This window comes from Glutamicibacter sp. BS14 (assembly GCF_056934375.1).
In genome coordinates this window covers 813,397-833,050 of sequence record NZ_CM167801.1, presented here as the reverse complement: position 1 = coordinate 833,050, position 19,654 = coordinate 813,397, and the positions used below count along the sequence as shown (strand labels likewise).

Below are 19,654 nucleotides of genomic sequence, written 5' to 3'. Positions count from 1 at the left end.
TATGCCAAGGCCCACCGAACTGACCAGCGCCGCCACCGAGCAAGGCTCGATGGCTGATCGAGCCTACAACGCATTGCGCGACCGGCTGGTGCTGCTCGAAATCGCTCCGACGCACCCGATCCACGAGCCGCAGCTGGCCGAAGAACTGGGCATTGGGCGCACCCCGATGCGCGAGGCTCTCAAGCGGCTGGAAACCGACCATCTGGTGGTGTCCTATCCGCGCCGCGGCACCTTCGCCACGGCCGTGGATTTCCATGAGCTGAACTACATCTCCGAAATGCGCCAGGTGCTCGAGCCGCTGGCCGCGCGCAACGCGGCCGCGAACAAGGACCCGCAGATCCGCGAGCAGCTGGCCAGTTACCTGCAGCAGATCGATGCCCTGGATCCCGCCCTGGACCAGCGTTCGCTGCTGCTGCTGGATGTGCGCATCCACCGGCTCATCTACAAAGCGGCGGCCAACAAGTACCTGGAGGAAACCCTGGTGCGCCTGGATAATCTGGTGACCCGGATCTGGTGCCTGGTCATCGACCAGATGCCTCCGATCGCAGAGCACATTTCCGAGCATTCGGCCCTGCTGCGCGCCATCCTCGACGGCGACGCGCAGCTGGCAGCGCGGCTGGTCTCCGAGCATGTGGCCCACTTCGAGCAGGCCCTGCGCCGCGCCCCCTAGCTGGATGCCGGCGACGCGAACCGGCCGCTAGCGGCCGGCGCCCTCGGGTTCCAGATCAGTTTCGGGCCGCGGCTGCGGTTCGCGCACCGGGGCTTCCAGCTCCTGGGCCACCGGCTCCGGCCGGTCTCCAGCCGGCAGGCCCGACGCGGCCACAATGGAGTTCTCCCTGGTCATCAGGCTGAACTGCTCTCCTTCGTGGCGGTCGATTCCGTCATCCACCGCCTGCTCCAGCACCTCCATCGCCACCTTGCCGCGCAGCACCAGCGGATCACGGCACAGGTCCTTCCACAGCGCCACGCACAGCAGCAACATCACCAGCACGAAGGGCAGCGCCGAGACGATGGTGATGTTCTTCAGCCCGTTCAGGGCCGCCGCCGGATGGTCCCCGCCGGCCAGCAACATGACCGCGGCCACCGCTCCCACCGAGACGCCCCAGAAGACCACCGATTTCTTCGAAGGTTCTTGCGCGCCGCGTTCGCTCAGCGCGCCCATCACGATCGAGGCGGAGTCCGCCCCTGTGACGAAGAAGATGGCAATCAGCACCACGGCCAGGGCCATCAGCGCGATGGAGAACCACTCGGGGAACGGCAGTGCGCCCAGCAGCTCGAAGAGCACCGAGTTGAAGTCGATGTCCGGGGCCCCGTCCACCATCTGGGCCAGTGCCTGGCCCATGTCCCCGTTGCGCTCGGCCCGCTCCTGCAGGCCGATGGCGCCGCCGCCGAAGATGGCGAACCAGAACAGCGTGACGGTGGAAGGTACCAGCAGCACCCCGGTGACGAACTGGCGGATGCTGCGCCCGCGCGAGATCCGCGCGATGAACAGGCCAACGAACGGGGTCCAGGAAACCCACCAGGCCCAGTAGAAGATGGTCCAGGAGGAAAGCCACGCGGCCATGTCGCCATCCCCGGAAGCCGCGGTCCGCGATGCCATTTCCGGCAAGTCAGCGATGAAGGAGCCCACCGCATTGGGAATCACGTTCAGGATGAACAGCGTGGGCCCGCCGATGAACACGATCAGCGCCAGGATCACCGCCAGCACCATGTTGATATTGGACAGCCACTGGATGCCGCGCTCGATTCCGGAGACGGCCGAGGCCACGAACAAGGCGGTGAGCACCGCAATGATCAGTACCAGGACCCCCGAACCCACCGAGGACAGCAGCCCGGCGGACTGGATGCCGCCGCCGATCTGCAGCGCGCCGAGCCCCAGCGAGCAGGCCGAGCCGAAAAGCGTGGCCAGGATAGCCAGGATGTTGATCGTCTTCCCGCCCCAGCCGTGGACGACCCTTTCGCCGAAGATCGAGGTGAACATCGAGGAGAACAGCTGCGGGCGGCCCAGCCGGAAGCTGCCGTAGGCCATGCCCAGCCCGACAATCGCGTACATGGCCCAGGGGAACAGCGTCCAGTGGAACATGGTGGTGCCCATGGCCGTGCCCACCGCGGCCGAGGTCTGCCCGCCCACGGTTTCCGGCGGCGGAGACATGTAGAAGTACAGCGGTTCGCCCACCCCGTAGAAGACCAGCCCGATGCCCATGCCGGTGGCGAACATCATCGAGATCCAGGAAACCGTGCTGAACTGCGGCTTCTCCCCGTCCTTGCCCAGCGGGATGCGCCCGAAGCTCTTGGCCGCGACCACCAGCACGAACAGGGTGAAAACGGTCGCGGCGATCACGAAGACCCAGCCGGTGTTCGTAATCACCCAGTCGAGGGCCTTCCCGGCCGCGGAGCCCAGCCCTTCGGGCGAAGCGAAGCCCCAGGCGATGAACGCCAGGGCGAGGAGTCCGGCAATGCCGAAGACCCAGTAGTCGGTGCCGGAGGACAGGTATCTTCTGGGCCGGCGCCGGCGAGCCGAGTGCAGCTCGCTGACCAGGTCGTTCACGGGTTGCTCAGTGCGTTTCATTTCGGTTTCCTTCAATAAAGGCAATAGGTGGCGGGCCGGCAGGGGAATGCGGGCGCGCCGAATCAGCCGGGGTCCCGGGGTTGCTCGTGAGTGGTGGCCGGGGCCGGCAAATCGGCCGGGCTCAAGAGCCGGCCGGAAGTGCGCCGTGCAGGCCGGGAATTGTTCCCGGCCGGCACGGCGGGCAGCGGTTAAATGCGCGTCAAGCGCGGGTCAGGCGCTGATCAGCCCGTGCGGGTCGAGCACGAACTTCTGCGCGGCGCCTTCGTCGAAGGCCGCGTAGCCCTGCGGGGCCCGGTCCAAGCCAATGGCCGTGGCGTTGACGTTCTTGGCAATCGAGACCTTGTCCGAGAGGATCGCCTGCATCAGCCCGCGGTGGTACTTCATCACCGGGCACTGGCCCGTGACGAAGGTGTGGGACTTGGCGAAGCCCAGGCCGAAGCGCATGGACAGCGAACCGACCTTGGCCGCTTCGTCCTCGGCGCCCGGATCCCCGGTGACATAGAGCCCCGGGATGCCCAGGCTGCCGCCGGCACGGGTGATTTCCATCAGCGAATTGAGCACCGTGGCAGGCTGTTCCTTGCCAGCGTCGTGCCCGTGCCCGCGCGCCTCGAAGCCCACCGCGTCGATGCCGCAGTCGACCTCGGGCACGCCCAGGATCTGGGCGATCTGCTCGGCCGGGTCGCCCTGCGAGACGTCCACGGTTTCGCAACCGAAGCTGCGCGCCTGAGCCAGCCGGTCGGCGTTCAGGTCCCCGACAATCACGGTGGCCGCACCCAGCAGCTGCGCGGAGGTGGCCGCGGCCAGGCCCACCGGGCCGGCGCCGGCGACGTAGACGGTGGAACCGACGGTGACCCCGGCGCCGATGGCTCCGTGGTAGCCGGTCGGGAAGATGTCCGAGAGCATGGCCAGGTCCAGGATCTTCTCCATGGCCTGGTCGCGGTCGGGGAATTTCAGGGCGTTCCAGTCAGCGTAGGGCACCAGCACGTATTCGGCCTGGCCGCCCACCCAGCCGCCCATGTCCACGTAGCCGTAGGCGGAACCGGGGCGGTCGGGATTGACGTTCAGGCAGATGCCGGTTTGCCCGACCTTGCAGTTGCGGCAGCGGCCGCAGGAGATGTTGAAGGGCACCGAGACGACGTCGCCGACCTTGAGGAATTCCACATCGCGGCCTACTTCCACCACTTCGCCGGTGATCTCGTGGCCCAGCACCAACCCGACGGGCGCGGTGGTGCGGCCGCGGACCATGTGCTGGTCCGAACCGCAGATGTTGGTGGCGATGGTCCGCAGGATGACCCCGTGGTGCACCTGCCGCCCGACGTTTGCCGGGTGGACCCCGGGCCCGTCCTTCAATTCGAATTCGGGGTACGGGGTGTCGATCAGCTCGACCTTGCCTGCCCCGGCGTAGCTTACTGCCAAGTTGCCCATAGCGGACCACTTCCTTGAAATATCAGTTGGATACCAAATCGGATGTGCCCAAGTCTGACCACTGGATGTGATCCATGTCAATAGCCCGGCGAGAAATCCGCCGGGCCCGGCAGCCCGCCAGCGACCGGCTACCCGTCCAGTTCCTCGGCCGAGCGCAGGGAAATGATGTCCTTGGCGGTGCGCTGCAGGATATCCAGGGATTCCTCGATCAGCGGCGAGCCGCGGCTGCCCTTGCGGGTCACCGCCACGATGCGCCGCGAGGGCTTGGCCGCCCCGGAAATCCGGCGGCGCACCACGTTCTGCGCATCGCCCAGGGTGGCCAGCCGGGGCAGCAGCCCCACACCCAGGCCCGCCCCGATGAACGCGATCATGGTTTCCCACTCCACCGCCTCGTGGGCGATATGCGGGGTGACCCCCAGCGAAGTGAAGGCGGCAACGAACAGCGCCCGGTAGACCGACTGCCCGGATTCGGAGATCCACGGGTCATCGGCCAGGTCCTCCAGGGCCACGGACTTGTGCTGCGCCAGCCGGTGCGTGGCGGGCAGCACCACATCCAGCGGGTCATCGAGCAGCACGGTCTGCTCGAACCGGTCCCTGGCGGCAGAACCCGCGGACGTCTGGCTGGCCACGATCACGGCCAGGTCGATCCGCTCCGCGAGCAGCAAGTCCAGGCAGCGCTGCGGCTGCGCTTCGATCAGCTGCACCTCGGTATCGGGCCGAGTGGCTCGCAGGTTCGCGGCCAGCGGGGCAAGCAGCTGCGCGGCAGCGGTGGAGAAACCGCCCAGGCCGAACTGCCCCTGCACCTGCCCGGAGGCGTTGCGCGCGGACGCCGCGAGCAGCTCCCATTGCGTCACAATCCCGTCCAGGCCCGCAACGAAATGCCGGCCCGCGGAGGTCAGCCGCACCCCGCGGCCCTCCTTGGTGATCAGCTTGATGCCCAGGGTGCGCTGCAGTTCGCGCAGCTGCGCGGAGACCGCCGAGGCCGAGTAGCCGGTCAGTTCCGCGGTGCGCGCTACCGAGCCTGTGGAGGAGAAGACCCGCAGGGTGGCGAAGCGTGGATCGATCATGCACCAATTGTGCACGGTTCCGTTCAATTTCTTGCGCTTTTCTTGCCGACTATTTCTTCCTAGTCTCGATTCATGCGGTGACCGGCCTCACATCGGCCCGCGCAACCACAGCCAGAGGACGCCAGCCGCGTCGTGTTCCAAGGAGTAACAGATGACCGCTTCGGTAAGCGCACCGCGCACTACGCGTGGGAAGCTCGCTACGTCGGTGAACCAAGAACAGCTCGCCGAGATCACCGAACTCTTCCGCAACCGGCGCAAGGGCTACTCGCTCGAAGCCCCGCTGTACACCGACCCCTCAGTATTCGATGTCGAAATGCAGGCCATCTTCGGGACCCACTGGCTGTTCGCCGCGAGCATTGCCGAGATCCCCGAGCCCGGGGACTACGTGACCGTGGACTACGGTCCGCATTCGCTGATCGTGCTGCGCACCGAGGAGGGAGGGGTCAACGTGCTGCACAACGTCTGCCGGCACCGCGGCGCCCGCGTGCTCACCGAAGCTTCGGGCAGCACCGGGAACCTGGTCTGCGGCTACCACTCGTGGACCTACTCCCCCGAAGGGGACCTGATCCACGCCTCCGCCCCGGGCGAAGGCAAGTTCGACAAGAGCTGCTTCGCGCTCAAGCGCGCCCACGGCCGGGTCCATGCCGGGCTGGTCTTCGTTTCCCTGGCCCAGGACCCGCCGGCGGACTTCGACGAGGTCGCCGGCATCTTCGAGCCCTACCTGGCCCCGCACGATATCGCCCGCGCCAAGGTCGCCTACCAGCAGGACATCATCGAGGAGGGCAACTGGAAGCTGGTGATGGAGAACAACCGCGAGTGCTACCACTGCGACGGGCACCCCGAGCTGGCCTGCTCGCTGTTCCCCACCTGGGGGCTGAGCGACGACACCGTTCCGCCGCACCTGGAAGAGGTATGGGAACGCAACCAGCAAGCCCAGGCGGCCCTGGAGGAACGCTGCCGCCGCTACGGATTGCCCTACGAGGTCGTGGAGCAGCTGGACACCCGCATCGCCGGCATCCGCATCTCCCGCGAATCCCTGGACGGCGACGGGGAATCCTTCTCCGCCGACGGGCACCGCCTGTCCAAGAAGCTGCTCGGCGAGCTGCGCGACTTCCGGCTGGGCCGCTGCTCCATGCACCTGCAGCCCAACAGCTGGTTCCATTTCCAGTCCGACCACGTGATCACCTTCGCCGCCTTCCCGATCAACGAGCACCAGACCCTGGTGCGCACCACCTGGCTGGTGGCCGATGACGCGGTCGAAGGAGACGACTACGATCTGGAGAAGCTCACCCACACCTGGAAGCAGACCAACCTGCAGGACAAGGCCTTCGTCGAGCTGTGCCAGAAGGGCGCAGCCAGCCCCGCCTACCAGCCGGGCCCGTACATGAAGAGCGAATACCAGGTCGAGGCGTTCATCAACTGGTACACCCAGCGCGTGCTGGAGCACCTGGCATGAGCGCAGGCGCCCAGCTGGCATCGAGCGTAGCGGCCCAGCGCATCCGCGGGCTGGAAATGCCGTGGAACCGGGTCCTCAGTTCCCAGGAAGGCCCGGCGAGCGCGGCCCGCGCGCTGGGACCCTGGCACCCCCAGGAGTTCCTGGCCGAATGCGTGCAGACCATCGAGGAAGCCGGCGGGCTGATGACCTTCGTCTTCCGCCGCGCCGATGGCGCCCCGCTGGCCTTCCGCGCCGGGCAGTACCTGAACATCGCCTTCCCGGTGCATGGCGAAGACCAGGACCCGGTGGACCGCAGCTACTCGATTTCCAGCGCGCCCACCGTGCCCTGGACCTTCAATGTCAGCATCAAGCGCGATCCCAAGGGCCTGGTCTCCTCCTGGGCGCATGAGAACCTGCGTCCGGGCATGGTGCTGGAGATGCTCGGCCCGGTGGGCGCCTTCCACCTGGGCGATTCCGACCGGCGCGCCCGCTACCTGTTCCTTGCGGCCGGAGCCGGGATCACCCCGATCATGTCGATGGTGCGCACCATCCACTCGCTGCCCGGCCAGGCCGATGTGGTGGTGCTCTGCCACGGCACCGTGCCCGGGGACTTCGCTTTCTGGCCCGAGCTGGAATACATTGCGCAGGTCGATTCGCGGATCAAGGTGTTCTACTCGCTGGGCGACCGGGCCAAGCCCAAGAGCTGGAAGGGCTTTGCCGGGCGGCTGACCACGGCGACGATCGACGCGGTGGCCCCGGACGCCAATGGCCGCAAGGTGTTCGCCTGCGGGCCGGAAGGGTACCTGAATTCGGCCACCCAGCTGCTGCGCGAGGCCGGGGTGGATGACACCTCGGTGTTCATGGAGTTCTTCTCCGGGGACCGCAAGACGCTGCTCGAATACCAGGAGGAAATCGCCCTGGCCGGGTCCATCGCCGAGGAGGTGGCCGAATCCGTGGAGGAGTTCTACGAGAGCCAGCCGCCGGAGCTGGGGATGTACGAACCCGAGTACGACCAGAGCGGCACCATCGAGGCCAGCGGCCAGAAGCTGGTGGCGGTCGATTCCAATGCCCCGCTGCCGCCGGCCTCACCGCTGGTTCCCGCGCAGGACTCGCCGGATACCGCTTCCTTCCCCACCGTGGGCGAAGGCGAGCTGACCATGACCTTCCTGCGCACCGCGGTGAATGTCCGGATCAGTTCCCAGGAGCACATCCTGGGTGTCGCCCAGCGGGCCGGGGTGCGCATCGGCGCCAACTGCCAGGAGGGCATGTGCGGCTCGTGCAAGGTCGTCAAGCTCGAAGGCGAGGTGGCGATGAACCACCAGGGCGGCATCCGCGCCCGTGAAATCGCGGCCGGGAAATTCCTGCCCTGCTGCTCCACCGCCCAATCGGATCTGGTCATCGACGCCTAGCGCGCCGGCCACCACCACACCATCAGCTTTCAAGGAGTCCCCATGTCCCGTCTTTCCCCTCGGATCCTCATCATCGGCGCCGGCATCGTCGGCGCCAACCTCGCAGACGAACTGGCCGCGCTGGGCCACACCAATACCCTGGTCATCGAGCAGGGTCCGCTGGATCTTCCCGGCGGCTCCACCTCGCACGCCCCGGGCCTGGTCTTCTCGTCCAACCCGTCCAAGTCCATGACCGAATTCGCGCAGTACACCATCGAGAAGCTCACCGGCCTGGTGGGCGCCGACGGGCGCGGCTCCTTCCTTCCGGTGGGCGGACTGGAAATCGCCACCACCGATGAGCGCCTGGCCGACCTGCATCGCCGTGCCGGCTGGAACCGCTCCTACGGGGTCGACGCCGAAGTCATCGACGCCGCCGCCTGCCTGGCGAAGTTCCCGATGCTCAACCCGGAGAAGGTCCTGGGCGGCCTGTTCACCCCGGGCGACGGGCTGGCCCTGGCCGCCAAGGGCACCGCGCTGGTCATGGAACGCGCCAAGGCCGCGGGAGTCGAGTTCCGCGACCGCACCATCGTCACCGATATCGAGGTCTCCGGCGGCAAGGTCGCCGCGGTCATCTGCGGCGAGGAGCGCTTCGCGGCGGACATCGTGGTCTCCTGCGCAGGCTTCTGGGGACCGAACATCGGCAAGTTGGTGGGCACCTCGATCCCGCTGCTGCCGCTGGGCCACCAGTTCGCCTGGAGCACCCCGGCCCCGTCGCTGGCCGGAGTCAACGAGCTGCCGGCCGGTGCCAGCCGCCCGATCCTGCGCTACCAGGACCGCGACCTCTACTACCGCGAGTGGGGAGATCGCATCGGCATCGGCTCCTACGCCCACCGCCCGATGCCGGTGGACCTGGACACCTTGCAGGCCTACCGCCCGGAAGAGATCACCCACGAGCGGATGCCTTCCTCACTGGAATTCACCCCGCAGGACTTCGCCGCCGAATGGGAAGCCAGCCAGGAGCTGCTGCCGGATCTGCGCAATACCCGGATCCAGCGCGGCTTCAACGGCATCTTCTCCTTCACCCCGGACGGCGGCTCGCTGGTAGGCCAGTCCAGGGAAGTGGACGGCTTCTACGCGGCCGAGGCCGTGTGGGTCACCCACGCGCCGGGCATCGCCAAGGCCGTGGCCGAGCTGATCACCACCGGCACCTCCACGACGGACCTGAGCGACTGCGACCTGAACCGCTTCGAGGACGTGCAAACCACCAAGGAGTACGTCAGCGAGACCTCGCAGCAGAACTTCGTGGAAATCTACGATGTCCGCCACCCGCTGGAACCGCGCACCAAGCCCCGCGCCGTGCGCACCAGCCCGTTCTACTCCCGCCAGCAGAAGCTGGGCGCCTTCTTCCTGGAGGGCACCGGCTGGGAGCGCCCGCACTGGTACGAGGCCAACGCCGCGCTGCTCGATGAATTGCCGGCGGAGTGGGCGGCCCCGGAGCGCGACAGCTGGTCAAGCAAGTTCCACTCGCCGATTGCCGCGGTGGAAGCCTGGAAGACCCGCACCGCGGTGGCCATGTTCGACATGACCCCGCTCAAGCGCGTGGAAGTCACCGGCCCCGGTGCCGGGCCGATGCTCCAGGGCTTGACCACGGCGAATATGCTGCGTGCCCCGGGCATGGTCAGCTACACCCTGCTGCTGGACCATGCCGGCGGCATCACCAGCGACATCACCGTGGCCCGGCTCTCCGAACAGGTCTACCAGGCCGGCATCAACTCCAACGTGGATGTCGCCTACCTGGACCGCGAAGCGCGCAAGTTCAATGAGGCCAACCCGGGCCAGTGGGTGGCAGTTCGCGATATCACCGCCGGGACTTCCTGCATCGGCCTGTGGGGCCCGCTGGCCCCACAGGTCATGGCCAAGATCAGCGACGACGATATGGGCAACGAGGGGCTGAAGTACTTCCGCACCAAGCAGATCTCCATCGCCGGCATCCCGGTCACCGCGATGCGCCTGTCCTACGTGGGCGAATTCGGCTGGGAGCTCTACGCCTCGGCGGATGTCAGCGCCAAGCTCTGGGATGCGATCTTCGAAGCCGGGCAGGAGCACGGCATCATTGCCGGCGGGCGCGAGGCGTTCAACTCCATGCGACTGGAGAAGGGCTTCCGTTCCTTCGGCACCGATATGACCAGCGAGCACGAACCGGAACAGGCCGGTTTGGGCTTCGCGGTGAAAGCCGCCAAGACCGCGGACTTCGTGGGCAAGTCGGCGCTGGCCGAACGTGCCGCGGCGGCCACCAAGCGCCTGCGCTGCCTGACCGTGGATGATGGCGTGTCCATGGTCCTGGGCAAGGAACCGGTCTACGTGGATGGCAAGCCTTCCGGCTACGTCACCAGCGCCGCCTACGGATACACGGTCCGCAAGCCGATCGCCTACGCGTGGCTGCCGATCTCGGTGGAAACCGGTGACCCGGTGGCGATCGAGTACTTCGGCAAGCAGATTGCCGCCACCGTGGTCGATGATCCGCTGTACGATCCGCAGATGGACCGCTTGCGCGGAGTTTCGCTGGCTACTTCGGCCAGCTAGCGGCTAGACGCACATACCCGGGGCCGGGCACCGCTCATGCGAGCGGTGCCCGGCCTGTCGTCGTTAACCTGCGTGGCTGCCTGCACGCCGAGGCGGTACGCCATGCATTCATGCCTCTTAATAGGGGTGCCCTGCCGATAGCGGCCGCGGATGGCCTTCCGCTGGAGGGCAACGGGCCGCTCAGAAGGCGCGTTCGGCAACATTCACGCGAGCCGCGGAATCCAGTGCTGCCTTGACCTGGTCCGCTGGTGTTGGCGCTGGAATCGAGGAAAGCAGCTGGTCATCCGGGGTCGTGGAATCCGCCAGGTAGATGCGCGTATATCCGGCGGATTCGGGCTCGAATTTCCACGTTTCCGCGAGCGCGCCCGCGTCCAGCGTATCGAAGCCGAGGCGTTCGATGATTGCCGCTGCTTGCTCCTTCGCTTGGGAATCATCGGAGGCAATGGGAAGCGCAGAGCGGCCAGCAGCCTCGGCGGGACGGGCCAGCAGCGGAATGTGGTGGGCCAGGATGTTGCCGAAGGCTTTGACATAGCGAGCACCATCGAGCCAGCTCGCCACCAGTTCGCTGGTCGTCATCGTCCCGCTGTCGAGTTCGGCAATGCGTGCATCCCTGGATGGATAGTAGTTGCTGGTGTCCAGCACTGTCTTGCCGTGCAGCAACCCGGCTGGCAGCTCACGTACCGCAGCGAGCGGAATGGACAGCACCACGGCTTCGCCCGCTTCGGCCACCTCTTGAACCGTGCCGGCTGCGGCCAGCGGCCCCAGCTCGGCCACGAGTTCCTGCAGCGATTGGACTCCGCGGGAATTCGCAATCACCACGTTCACATTCGCGGCAACGGCCAATCGGGCGATTGCAGATCCGATATTCCCGCTTCCGATGATTCCCAGCGTTGGCATTCCATTTCCCTTCAGCAAAGTCCGGCATTGCGGGTGCCTGCCGCTCTTCGCAGCAGCTATCCCCTTTGGTTGAACTGCCTTCCGGGCACCAAAATTCCCTACGTGACATACTGGCGAAGCTATCCAGTGCTTGCGCGGCAACGCTCCCAGCGGGGCCGCATCCGAGGCGGCCTTGAACGCCCTGGCGCCCGTTTCCGAGCGAAGGTAGACGCAAGGGAGCCCGGGGAGAAATCGCCAGGCCAGCGGCATTAACCCGGGCGAACTAAAACCGGCGGGCAGCAGAAAGCCACCGCATCATCAACCTCCCAATCGATGATGCGGCGGCGGCACGTGGTGCATCTGGCCGGCGGCAGATCCCAGTTCATGTTCCTCTCCGGCGTGCACTGTGCACGTAATTCGCTTCGCCATGGCAATTGCGGTTCCGGCATTCCGGGTTCCGCTGCACGCTGGCTTGCCCGCAGCGGAACCCGGAACACCGGCCAGCCAGCTACCGGCGTCCGGCCATGCGCGCTCCCTTCGCCGGGGCCGCCTGCAGGCTTGCCTCCGCGGCTTGCGCGGCATGAAGGACCAGCAACGCTGTGGTTACCGTGCCCACGCCCCCCGGAACCGGGCTCAGGGCCCGCACCAGCGGGCGCACCGATGCCGCATGGACGTCCCCCACCAGCTTGCCTTCAGCGTTGACATTAGTTCCGACATCGATCACCACGGAGGTTTCATCCACCTCACTGCCGGTAAGCAGGTTCGCCTTGCCCACGGCCATGACGACCACCGCGGCGGACTTCGTTAACTGGGCCAGATCGACGGTCCTCGAATGGCAGATGCTCACCGTGGCATCGCGCTGCAGCAGCAGCTGGGCCAACGGCTTGCCCACCACCGCAGAGCGTCCGACCACCGCGACATGCTGCCCGGACAGCGGGATCCGGTAGTGCTCCAGGATCTCGATGACCGAGCGTGCGGTAGCCGGGGCAAAGGCCGGCTGGCCGACACTGAGCCGTCCCAGGCTCAGCGGATTGGCCCCGTCAATGTCCTTGGCCGGGTCGATCAGCGCCACCAGCGCCGCGGCATCCACCCCTGGCGGCAACGGGGTCTGCAAGATGATTCCGTGCACCGAGCTGTCCTCGTTCAAAGCGGTGATCGCTTCGGACAGCTGCTCCTGGCCGGACCCGGTCAGATCCACGACCTGGCAGTCCACCCCGAGCTGCGCGGCGGCCCGTTCGATCGAGCGCACATACCAGGCGGTGGCCTCGTTATCGGTGGCCAGCACGACCGCGATCCGGACACTGGTGCCCTCGCTGGCCATGCGCACCACCAGTTCTGCGGTGCGGGCGCGGATCGCTTCAGCCACCGGCTGCCCGGCTAGATTGCGTGCCGTCATGCTGCCACCACCGCACGGGCGTGCGCGCTGAGCTCTTCGGCGTGGGCGATCGCCTCGCTGGCCTGGCTGGCCGCCTGGACCAGCCGGTCGCGCTGGGCGATGTCCTTGATTGAGCTGATGTTCATTTCCAGGGTGGCCAGCGCGGTAGCCAAGGCCGCCCGGGCAGCTTCGGCCGCGGCGGCCACGTCGCTGAGAACCGATCGGTTGCCAATGGGCAGCAGGCGCTGGCCCAGCTTGATGACCTCAATGGAGGCCTCGACGGTAGAGACCAGCGGTGCGGCGGCGGCGATGGTGGCGTTTTGAATTGCCGCGCTGCGCTCCGACTTCTGCTCGCTGCTTTCCTTGGGCAGCTTGTACGCGGCACCCAGGGCGCCGAACAGCCTTTCGTCTTCCTGAGCGGCGAAGAGCCCCTGGCGCATCAGCAGCCGGGCATGCTCGGAAATCTGCTGGGCCTGCTCCTGGACGTCCGCGTACCGCGGTCCGGAAGTGAATTCGGCAACCATGGACACCAATGCCGCGCCCTGCGCCGCATGCAGGCCCGCGGCCGCGCCCCCTCCTGGCGTCGGGGCGCCCGAGGCAAGCCGCTCAAGGTAGCTGCTGACAGTTTCATTGGAGATCAATGGGGTTTCCCCTCGTTCGGGACGCATGGAAGTTGATCCCTGCACCGTTCGGCGGGATTTCCGGCGCGCAGGACCACGGTCCAGGCCGCCGGAACCCCTTAGTATCCGACTGGTATATCAGGTTATCTTGAAGCCTAGAGCACCTACCGAACGCCGGTCAAGGGTTTTCTGCCGCCCGGAACACCCCCGGCATCCAAGCGCCACGCGACCGGATCCCCCGCTAGCCCATCCAGGTCTTGCACATGCCGGCCAACAGGGTCCGGAAGGCATTTTCCCTGCGGCGCACACGCGGTCCCGGCGCAGGGCCAGGAGTGCGCGGCACGAGCCGGAATCCATCAGGAGCGCACCAAAACGACAACCACTTACTACGGCGACATGCCTGCGAGCCACGGGGCCAAGCGAGCGAGTACCGCCTTCTCGCGCCCGATGGATCGGGGCAGTGTGCAGCCTCACGAGCATTCCACAAGAAGCTTGTACAAGTTAATTGTATTCTATAGCTATGGAAATTGATCCCGAGCCCGCAGACCTTCCCCAGCAAATGCTCGAGGTGCTTTCGCCATTGCTGAGCCTGATACGCACGGCACGATCCATCTCCCCGGGCAAACTGGGAATCCTGCACACCTTGGCCACCGAAGGCCGGGCCAGTGCCGCCCGGATGAGCCAGGCCATCGGGGTCAGCCAGCAGGCCATCTCGCTGACGACCAAGGAATTGGAAGGCCTCGGACTGATCGAGCTGCACCGGGACGAGGCCGACCGCCGCAAGCTCTGGTTCCAGCTCACCGATGACGGCCGCCAAAAGCTGGACCAGGAAATCCTGCTCGGCCGGACCGCGCTGCTCCAAGCCATGGGCGAGAACCTGAGCGAGGAGGACCGTTCCCTGATCCGCTCCGCCTTGCCCGCGCTCAAGAAAATCAATACCGCGGTCCGCCCATGAGCCGCAACGCATCCAACCAGAGCCCGCTGGTGCCCACGCTGGTCTTCGCCGCGCTGGCCACGGCAATCGTCTCCTCGCTGGGCATGCTGCTGGTCCCCTCGATTTCCTTGCGGTTCAATGTCGATATTGCCGCCGCCCAGTGGATGCTCACCGTGAATCTGCTGGCCGGCGCCGTGGCAACACCCATCATGGGACGCCTCAGCGATGGACCGCATAAGAAGCGGCTGCTGCTCGTCTCGCTGGCGGCCATGTTCCTGGGTTCTGTCATGGCAGCGTCCGCACCGAGCTTTGGCGTGTTTCTTGCCGGACGCGTGCTCCAGGGATTGTCCTACGGCATTGTTCCGGTCACCATCGCCATCGCCAGGCGCTATGTAGCGCCCGAGCACGTGCAGAACACCATCTCCACCTTGTCGGTGACGGTTGCTTCCGGAATCGGCATCGGCTATCCATTGACCGGCATCATCGCTGGCATTTTCGACTACTCCTACGCGTTCTGGTTCGGTGCGCTATTCGTGCTGGCCACCATCTGCGTGGTGTGGAAAGTTGTTCCTGCAGGCCCCGATACCCAGGCCGAGCAACGCCCCTTCGACTACACCGGCTCCGGCTTGCTGGCCCTGGGGCTCACCTCCCTGCTGCTGGCCATATCCGAGGGGCCCAAGTGGGGCTGGGCTTCACCTGCCACCCTTGTTTTGGGCGGTTTCTCGGTCATCGTGCTGATCATCTGGGTGAGGGTAGAAAACAGCCTTGGCCTCCCGCTGATTAATCTGCGCACGCTCAAGCAGGGCGAAGTCCTCCTGGCCAATATCTCGGCCATCGCCCTGGGCGCCGCACTGTATATCGGCATGTCCGTATCATCACTGGTAGCCCAGGCAGATGCGGCAACGGGCTACGGGCTGAGCCTGCCGGTCTTCTGGGCAGGATTTGTCATCTTCCCGCTCTCGGTAGGCAGCTTGGCTGCCAACCGCGTGGTGCGCATACTTGCAAAACGCGTTGGCATCCAGGTCATGCTTCCCATTGGAGCGATCATCATGGCCGCAGCAGGCACCATGCTCTGGCTGCTCCACTCGGCGCTCTGGGAGATCTTGCTGAGCATGCTGGTCTTCGGCATCGGCATGGGCGCAAGCTATGCGGCCATGCCGGCATTGATCGCCCGCAGCGTAGCGACCAAGGAGCTAGGCAGCTCGGTAAGTTTCAACCAGGTGCTGCGTACTGTAGGTTCTTCCTTCGGCACGGCGATTTCCGCGGCCATTATCGCCACCCACCCCGGACTCAATGGCGAGGCCAGCCCGGAAGGCATCGACATGACCTTCTTGATCGGCGCACTGCTTTGCATCGCCTTGGGTGCTGCGTTGCTGGCCGATTCGGCACGGCGCAAGTTCAAGGGACGCAGGTAGGCGAAAGGGTCCTGGATGCAGATAACGCCCCGATACCACGAAGGCATCGGGGCGTTGCCCGCAGGCTGCTGCGCCTAGAATTCGACGATCTCGAATTCGAGAAGTTCAGCGCCGCTGGCCACTGGCTTCTTGGCATCGTTGCCAGCATGGGCCGCATCAGCGCGCTGGGTACGCCAGTTCTCGAAGTCCTCGCGGGTTGCCCACTGGGTGTACACGAAGTACTTGTCTCCACCATTGACCGGACGCAGCAACTTGAACCCTTCGAACCCCGGTGAAGAATCCACTGAATGCTTGCGAGCAGCAAAACGCTTCTCCAGTTCCGGTCCAGCTTCGCCGGGAACCGATAGGGCATTGATGACGACAATCGACATGTTCAACCTTTCTTTTCCGGGCTTCTTTCACGGGAAACCCTCTGTCTCCACCCTACGCCCGCGCGTTCTCGACCGCAGGCCAGCGTGACGAAGTTCGACCGGCTAGTCGGCATGCTCCTGCGGCCAGCAAATTTCAAAGCGTTCCAAGACCAGCTCTCCCCCGGCTTTGGCGGTGTCTTCAGGGTTCCAGTCGATTCCTATGGATTTCTGCGTTCGGCGCCAGAATTTTTCATGTTCTGCGCGCCAGTATTCCAGCGAGAGATCCCCTTCGCCCTCGGCCGCGGCAAACTGCGCGTCTACCTCGAAGAACGAGGAACGCTCGACGGAAAGTACTCGCAAAATTGCTCGCGGCTGCCCTTGCCCATCGCAGACAATGCAGTGGTCTTCAGGTTGCGGGACACGTTCGTTGTAATAGGCATAATCGCTAGCCAGAGATGAAGTCGCTCGCTTGGTTCCGTGCAGCATTTCATCCAGAAGCTCATCGGCAAGCGCAGGATGATCACCGAACGATTCGGCGACATAGTGCGGTGCCTCGGTCCGCGGAATCCCCTTGCTCACCAGGTACGCAGACCACATCTGTTCAGCAGCTTCTGCATTGACAGGCGGCAACACTGGAAGAGATTTTTCAGTCATGGAACGATCCTAGCCGCGAAGCACATTCCGGATGGCCCTGGAATGGCAATGGAAGGACGATTGGGCTGCGTCTAGAGTCCTGGAATCTTGAATTCGAACTTCTCCTTCGAGTTCCCTTGGCTTTCAAATGCAATAGTCCGGCCCCCAAGGAAGTAGAACTGCTTCAGCTTTATAGTCATTGGGCCTTCGCAGCTTAGCCTGAACGAATTAGCTCGCATGTTCGAGGGAACGCAGTTCCCCTTGTACGTCATGTTATCCACCCAAAGCCAGTTGAGCCGCACCTCGAAACTTATTGGATCGCTTTCAGAAGCTCCGCTGATATCGAAGGTGTAATTCGCAAAGAATCCACCTTCCTCTTGTGCCATGATGACCTGGAATCCAGACCCGTCTTGGTCGTCTTCCGGCTCAACTGTTGGTTCCGAGGTTGGTTCCGAGGTTGGTTCCGCAGTCGGCTCCACCGTTGGCTCCGGGGTCGGTTCTGCAGTCGGCTCGACTGAAGGCTCCACCGTAGGATCCACCGTTGGTTCCGGGGTTGGTTCAGGAGTCGGTTCCGAGGTCGGTTCTGCAGTCGGCTCCACCGTTGGTTCCGGGGTTGGTTCCGGAGTCGGTTCCGGAGTTGGTTCCGGAGTCGGCTCCACCGTTGGTTCCGGAGTTGGTTCCGGAGTCGGCTCCACCGTTGGTTCCGGAGTCGGGTCGACTGTAGGCTCCACCGTTGGTTCCGGAGTCGGTTCCGGAGTCGGTTCCGGAGTTGGTTCCGGAGTCGGCTCCACCGTTGGTTCCGGGGTTGGTTCCGGAGTTGGTTCCGGAGTCGGCTCCACCGTTGGTTCCGGAGTTGGTTCCGGAGTCGGCTCCACCGTTGGTTCCGGAGTCGGGTCGACTGTAGGCTCCACCGTTGGTTCCGGAGTTGGTTCAGGAGTCGGTTCCGGAGTTGGTTCCGGAGTCGGCTCCACCGTTGGTTCCGGAGTTGGTTCCGCAGTCGGCTCCACCGTTGGTTCCGGAGTTGGTTCCGGAGTCGGCTCCACCGTTGGTTCCGGGGTTGGTTCAGGAGTCGGTTCCGGAGTTGGTTCCGGAGTCGGCTCCACCGTTGGTTCCGGAGTTGGTTCCGGAGTCGGCTCCACCGTTGGTTCCGGAGTCGGGTCGACTGTAGGCTCCACCGTTGGTTCCGGAGTTGGTTCAGGAGTCGGTTCCGGAGTTGGTTCCGGAGTCGGCTCCACCGTTGGTTCCGGAGTTGGTTCCGCAGTCGGCTCCACCGTTGGTTCCGGAGTTGGTTCAGGAGTCGGTTCCGGGGTTGGTTCAGGAGTCGGGTCCGCAGTCGGCTCCACCGTTGGTTCCGGAGTCGGTTCCGGAGTCGGCTCGATTGAAGGCTCCACCGTTGGCTCCGCAGTCGGCTCAAAAGTAGATTCAGAGGTCGCTTCAGGCGACGGTCTTGCCGCTGGCATATGTGACAGCGGGAAAAACGGCTTCGTGGATGGCGATTCCACTTGGTTTGTGAATTCTAATTCGTCTTTCGCATCAGGAACAGTTCGTCCAGTCAGGTCCCGCAAGAACATGGCACGGCTCATGACGGCAGATGGCTCGGCCCCAACAATCGGGGCTTCGACTCCTTCCAGCTGGGGCTGGACTGCGCTTTCGGGTGCGGCCCATTCTCTTTCATCATGCACGATCAGTTTCGGTATCAGACCGATGGCGGACGCTGTTACGGCGACACCCACCAAGCCAACGCCTAAAGTAACTGCCAGGCTACTACCTCCTGCAATACTCACACCGGCCCCCGAAGCAACAGAAGCTGCTGTCCCGGCAGTAGCTCCACCAGCAGCCGTTGCCGTGGCTGCCGAAGCTCCCATTCCTGCAATACCTCCCGAGGCAGGAATCCCCAGCGCAGTAATCCCTCCAACGACCAGAGGAAGGACGAAAGCACGCAAAGTAGCACCGATTTCGTCCAGTTCCCCGAACACTACTGCGCAATTCGCGCACGACTTCAAGTGCGCCTTGACTCCACGCTCGTTCCGGCTCCCCAGCGTTCCACGGATAAAGGCCGGCAGATGTTCACGAATATCGGAACAACTTGCGGGCAACCCTGACTGGCCATTCATATGCGCAGCCAAGTAGGCTTCGCGCAGTCCCTCTCGCGCACGTACTGCCAATGCGGAAACCGCATTGGGTGTCATGCCGAGCATTGGCGCAACGTCTCTCGGCGGCAGTTCCTCTACTTCGGTGAGCCACAGGACCGTCTTCCAGCGCTCGGTCAAGGCCTTGAACGCGAGGATGGCAAAGGTGGATTCATGGCGTTCCATCGCCTCGTCCGCGTGCGCATCGCCTGGCAGGAAGTCCTGGACGTCTTCGACGGTAATCTGCTTTGAGGCTGATTTGTTCCTGGAAAAGGCTTCGCGCGATACCGCAGTCAGTAAATAGGCGCGGAAGAACTCATCAGGCCCTGCCCCACGTTCGATGATACGGAAGACCCGCAGGAAAGCTTCGGAGACGACATCCTCGGCATCGGAAGGAGAGTTCGTATGCCTAAACGCTACGTTCAGCGCCACTTGCCTGTGCCGTCGATACAGGTGGTCCTGGGCCTCGCTGCTTCCGTTCCTAACGCCACGAATTAAATCTGCATCGCTGACGTCAGCAAAGCGTGCCCCAGAATCTATTGTCATTACGTCCCCATAACGTTTCACGCGACAGCGCCGGTACCCGCCGCCGATCGCCCCAAGGATTCCCCAATCCCCGGAGCCGGCAATCGGCAACCAATGCCCCGTCGACAATGCCGCCCGACTTTGGACGGCATTTTCATCCTTTAGAACCTATCAGGATTTTTCCAATATCTCTATGAAATGGGTTCGAAAATCCTGAAAGGTGGGCGAGCTCCATCCCCCAAGCTTGCAACTCGCCCACCCGTCAGCATCTTCCCCATAAGACAACTGGACGTCTCGAAACCTCATAATTCCTTGTTGCCCAGTTCAGCG

Annotated in this window: 15 protein-coding genes; 6 read left to right on the top strand and 9 right to left on the bottom strand. The window is 64.6% G+C overall.

What is annotated here, in order from left to right:
* Position 1: 1 nt before the first annotated feature.
* A complete protein-coding gene (locus AC1Z36_RS03965; protein WP_105658922.1) occupies positions 2 to 670 on the top strand; it encodes a GntR family transcriptional regulator in 669 nt (222 codons plus the stop codon).
* A gap of 27 nt (positions 671 to 697) precedes the next feature.
* Here the strand turns inward: AC1Z36_RS03965 and AC1Z36_RS03960 are convergent, their stop codons facing one another.
* From AC1Z36_RS03960 to AC1Z36_RS03950, 3 genes are all read right to left on the bottom strand, one after another.
* Positions 698 to 2,569, bottom strand: a complete 1,872-nt coding sequence (locus AC1Z36_RS03960; RefSeq protein ID WP_105662331.1) for a BCCT family transporter — start codon at positions 2,567 to 2,569, stop codon at positions 698 to 700.
* A gap of 210 nt (positions 2,570 to 2,779) precedes the next feature.
* Positions 2,780 to 3,994, bottom strand: coding sequence for a formaldehyde dehydrogenase, glutathione-independent (gene fdhA, locus AC1Z36_RS03955; protein ID WP_133833949.1), 1,215 nt, complete (start codon positions 3,992 to 3,994; stop codon positions 2,780 to 2,782).
* A 128-nt stretch (positions 3,995 to 4,122) separates the two neighbouring features.
* Positions 4,123 to 5,061, bottom strand: a complete 939-nt coding sequence (locus AC1Z36_RS03950; RefSeq protein ID WP_400290047.1) for a LysR family transcriptional regulator — start codon at positions 5,059 to 5,061, stop codon at positions 4,123 to 4,125.
* 151 nt (positions 5,062 to 5,212) lie between these two features.
* Between AC1Z36_RS03950 and AC1Z36_RS03945 the strand changes: the two genes are divergently transcribed.
* From AC1Z36_RS03945 to AC1Z36_RS03935, 3 genes are read left to right on the top strand one after another with little or no spacing between them, the layout of a single operon-like run.
* Positions 5,213 to 6,517, top strand: coding sequence for an aromatic ring-hydroxylating oxygenase subunit alpha (locus AC1Z36_RS03945; RefSeq protein ID WP_105658918.1), 1,305 nt, complete (start codon positions 5,213 to 5,215; stop codon positions 6,515 to 6,517).
* Positions 6,514 to 7,905, top strand: a complete 1,392-nt coding sequence (locus tag AC1Z36_RS03940) for a flavin reductase family protein (RefSeq protein ID WP_483561704.1) — start codon at positions 6,514 to 6,516, stop codon at positions 7,903 to 7,905. The genes AC1Z36_RS03945 and AC1Z36_RS03940 overlap by 4 nt, the downstream gene beginning before the upstream one ends.
* 42 nt (positions 7,906 to 7,947) lie before the next feature.
* Positions 7,948 to 10,467, top strand: a complete 2,520-nt coding sequence (locus AC1Z36_RS03935) for a GcvT family protein (protein WP_426736034.1) — start codon at positions 7,948 to 7,950, stop codon at positions 10,465 to 10,467.
* A 180-nt stretch (positions 10,468 to 10,647) separates the two neighbouring features.
* On the opposite strand, the gene AC1Z36_RS03930 is transcribed toward AC1Z36_RS03935, so the two are convergent.
* The 3 genes from AC1Z36_RS03930 to AC1Z36_RS03920 all read right to left on the bottom strand — a co-directional run bounded on the left by AC1Z36_RS03930 (position 10,648) and on the right by AC1Z36_RS03920 (position 13,386).
* Positions 10,648 to 11,364, bottom strand: coding sequence for an NADPH-dependent F420 reductase (locus tag AC1Z36_RS03930; protein ID WP_483561703.1), 717 nt, complete (start codon positions 11,362 to 11,364; stop codon positions 10,648 to 10,650).
* Between the two features lie 487 nt (positions 11,365 to 11,851).
* Positions 11,852 to 12,739, bottom strand: coding sequence for a bifunctional 5,10-methylenetetrahydrofolate dehydrogenase/5,10-methenyltetrahydrofolate cyclohydrolase (locus AC1Z36_RS03925; RefSeq protein ID WP_105658914.1), 888 nt, complete (start codon positions 12,737 to 12,739; stop codon positions 11,852 to 11,854).
* Entirely contained in the window at positions 12,736 to 13,386 is a 651-nt protein-coding gene (locus AC1Z36_RS03920) for a cyclodeaminase/cyclohydrolase family protein (protein WP_105658913.1), read from the bottom strand. Before AC1Z36_RS03920 ends, AC1Z36_RS03925 begins: the two co-directional genes overlap by 4 nt.
* A 472-nt stretch (positions 13,387 to 13,858) precedes the next feature.
* Between AC1Z36_RS03920 and AC1Z36_RS03915 the strand changes: the two genes are divergently transcribed.
* Both AC1Z36_RS03915 and AC1Z36_RS03910 read left to right on the top strand, forming a co-directional pair.
* Positions 13,859 to 14,293, top strand: coding sequence for a MarR family winged helix-turn-helix transcriptional regulator (locus tag AC1Z36_RS03915; RefSeq protein ID WP_483561702.1), 435 nt, complete (start codon positions 13,859 to 13,861; stop codon positions 14,291 to 14,293).
* Positions 14,290 to 15,687, top strand: coding sequence for an MFS transporter (locus tag AC1Z36_RS03910; RefSeq protein ID WP_483561701.1), 1,398 nt, complete (start codon positions 14,290 to 14,292; stop codon positions 15,685 to 15,687). The genes AC1Z36_RS03915 and AC1Z36_RS03910 overlap by 4 nt, the downstream gene beginning before the upstream one ends.
* A 74-nt stretch (positions 15,688 to 15,761) precedes the next feature.
* On the opposite strand, the gene AC1Z36_RS03905 is transcribed toward AC1Z36_RS03910, so the two are convergent.
* The 3 genes from AC1Z36_RS03905 to AC1Z36_RS03895 all read right to left on the bottom strand — a co-directional run bounded on the left by AC1Z36_RS03905 (position 15,762) and on the right by AC1Z36_RS03895 (position 19,345).
* Positions 15,762 to 16,058, bottom strand: coding sequence for an antibiotic biosynthesis monooxygenase family protein (locus tag AC1Z36_RS03905; protein WP_332488065.1), 297 nt, complete (start codon positions 16,056 to 16,058; stop codon positions 15,762 to 15,764).
* Positions 16,059 to 16,160: 102 nt separating this feature from the next.
* Positions 16,161 to 16,691, bottom strand: coding sequence for an ASCH domain-containing protein (locus AC1Z36_RS03900; RefSeq protein WP_133833939.1), 531 nt, complete (start codon positions 16,689 to 16,691; stop codon positions 16,161 to 16,163).
* Between the two features lie 71 nt (positions 16,692 to 16,762).
* A complete protein-coding gene (locus AC1Z36_RS03895; RefSeq protein WP_483561700.1) occupies positions 16,763 to 19,345 on the bottom strand; it encodes a sigma-70 family RNA polymerase sigma factor in 2,583 nt (860 codons plus the stop codon).
* Positions 19,346 to 19,654 lie beyond the last annotated feature (309 nt).

Excerpts from the sequence above, each read along its gene's own strand:
- AC1Z36_RS03965 (WP_105658922.1), top strand. The coding sequence starts at position 2 with ATGCCAAGGCCCACCGAACTGACCAGCGCCGCCACCGAGCAAGGCTCG.
- AC1Z36_RS03960 (WP_105662331.1), bottom strand. The coding sequence starts at position 2,569 with ATGAAACGCACTGAGCAACCCGTGAACGACCTGGTCAGCGAGCTGCAC.
- fdhA (WP_133833949.1), bottom strand. The coding sequence starts at position 3,994 with ATGGGCAACTTGGCAGTAAGCTACGCCGGGGCAGGCAAGGTCGAGCTG.
- AC1Z36_RS03950 (WP_400290047.1), bottom strand. The coding sequence starts at position 5,061 with ATGATCGATCCACGCTTCGCCACCCTGCGGGTCTTCTCCTCCACAGGC.
- AC1Z36_RS03945 (WP_105658918.1), top strand. The coding sequence starts at position 5,213 with ATGACCGCTTCGGTAAGCGCACCGCGCACTACGCGTGGGAAGCTCGCT.
- AC1Z36_RS03940 (WP_483561704.1), top strand. The coding sequence starts at position 6,514 with ATGAGCGCAGGCGCCCAGCTGGCATCGAGCGTAGCGGCCCAGCGCATC.
- AC1Z36_RS03935 (WP_426736034.1), top strand. The coding sequence starts at position 7,948 with ATGTCCCGTCTTTCCCCTCGGATCCTCATCATCGGCGCCGGCATCGTC.
- AC1Z36_RS03930 (WP_483561703.1), bottom strand. The coding sequence starts at position 11,364 with ATGCCAACGCTGGGAATCATCGGAAGCGGGAATATCGGATCTGCAATC.
- AC1Z36_RS03925 (WP_105658914.1), bottom strand. The coding sequence starts at position 12,739 with ATGACGGCACGCAATCTAGCCGGGCAGCCGGTGGCTGAAGCGATCCGC.
- AC1Z36_RS03920 (WP_105658913.1), bottom strand. The coding sequence starts at position 13,386 with ATGCGTCCCGAACGAGGGGAAACCCCATTGATCTCCAATGAAACTGTC.
- AC1Z36_RS03915 (WP_483561702.1), top strand. The coding sequence starts at position 13,859 with ATGGAAATTGATCCCGAGCCCGCAGACCTTCCCCAGCAAATGCTCGAG.
- AC1Z36_RS03910 (WP_483561701.1), top strand. The coding sequence starts at position 14,290 with ATGAGCCGCAACGCATCCAACCAGAGCCCGCTGGTGCCCACGCTGGTC.
- AC1Z36_RS03905 (WP_332488065.1), bottom strand. The coding sequence starts at position 16,058 with ATGTCGATTGTCGTCATCAATGCCCTATCGGTTCCCGGCGAAGCTGGA.
- AC1Z36_RS03900 (WP_133833939.1), bottom strand. The coding sequence starts at position 16,691 with ATGACTGAAAAATCTCTTCCAGTGTTGCCGCCTGTCAATGCAGAAGCT.
- AC1Z36_RS03895 (WP_483561700.1), bottom strand. The coding sequence starts at position 19,345 with ATGACAATAGATTCTGGGGCACGCTTTGCTGACGTCAGCGATGCAGAT.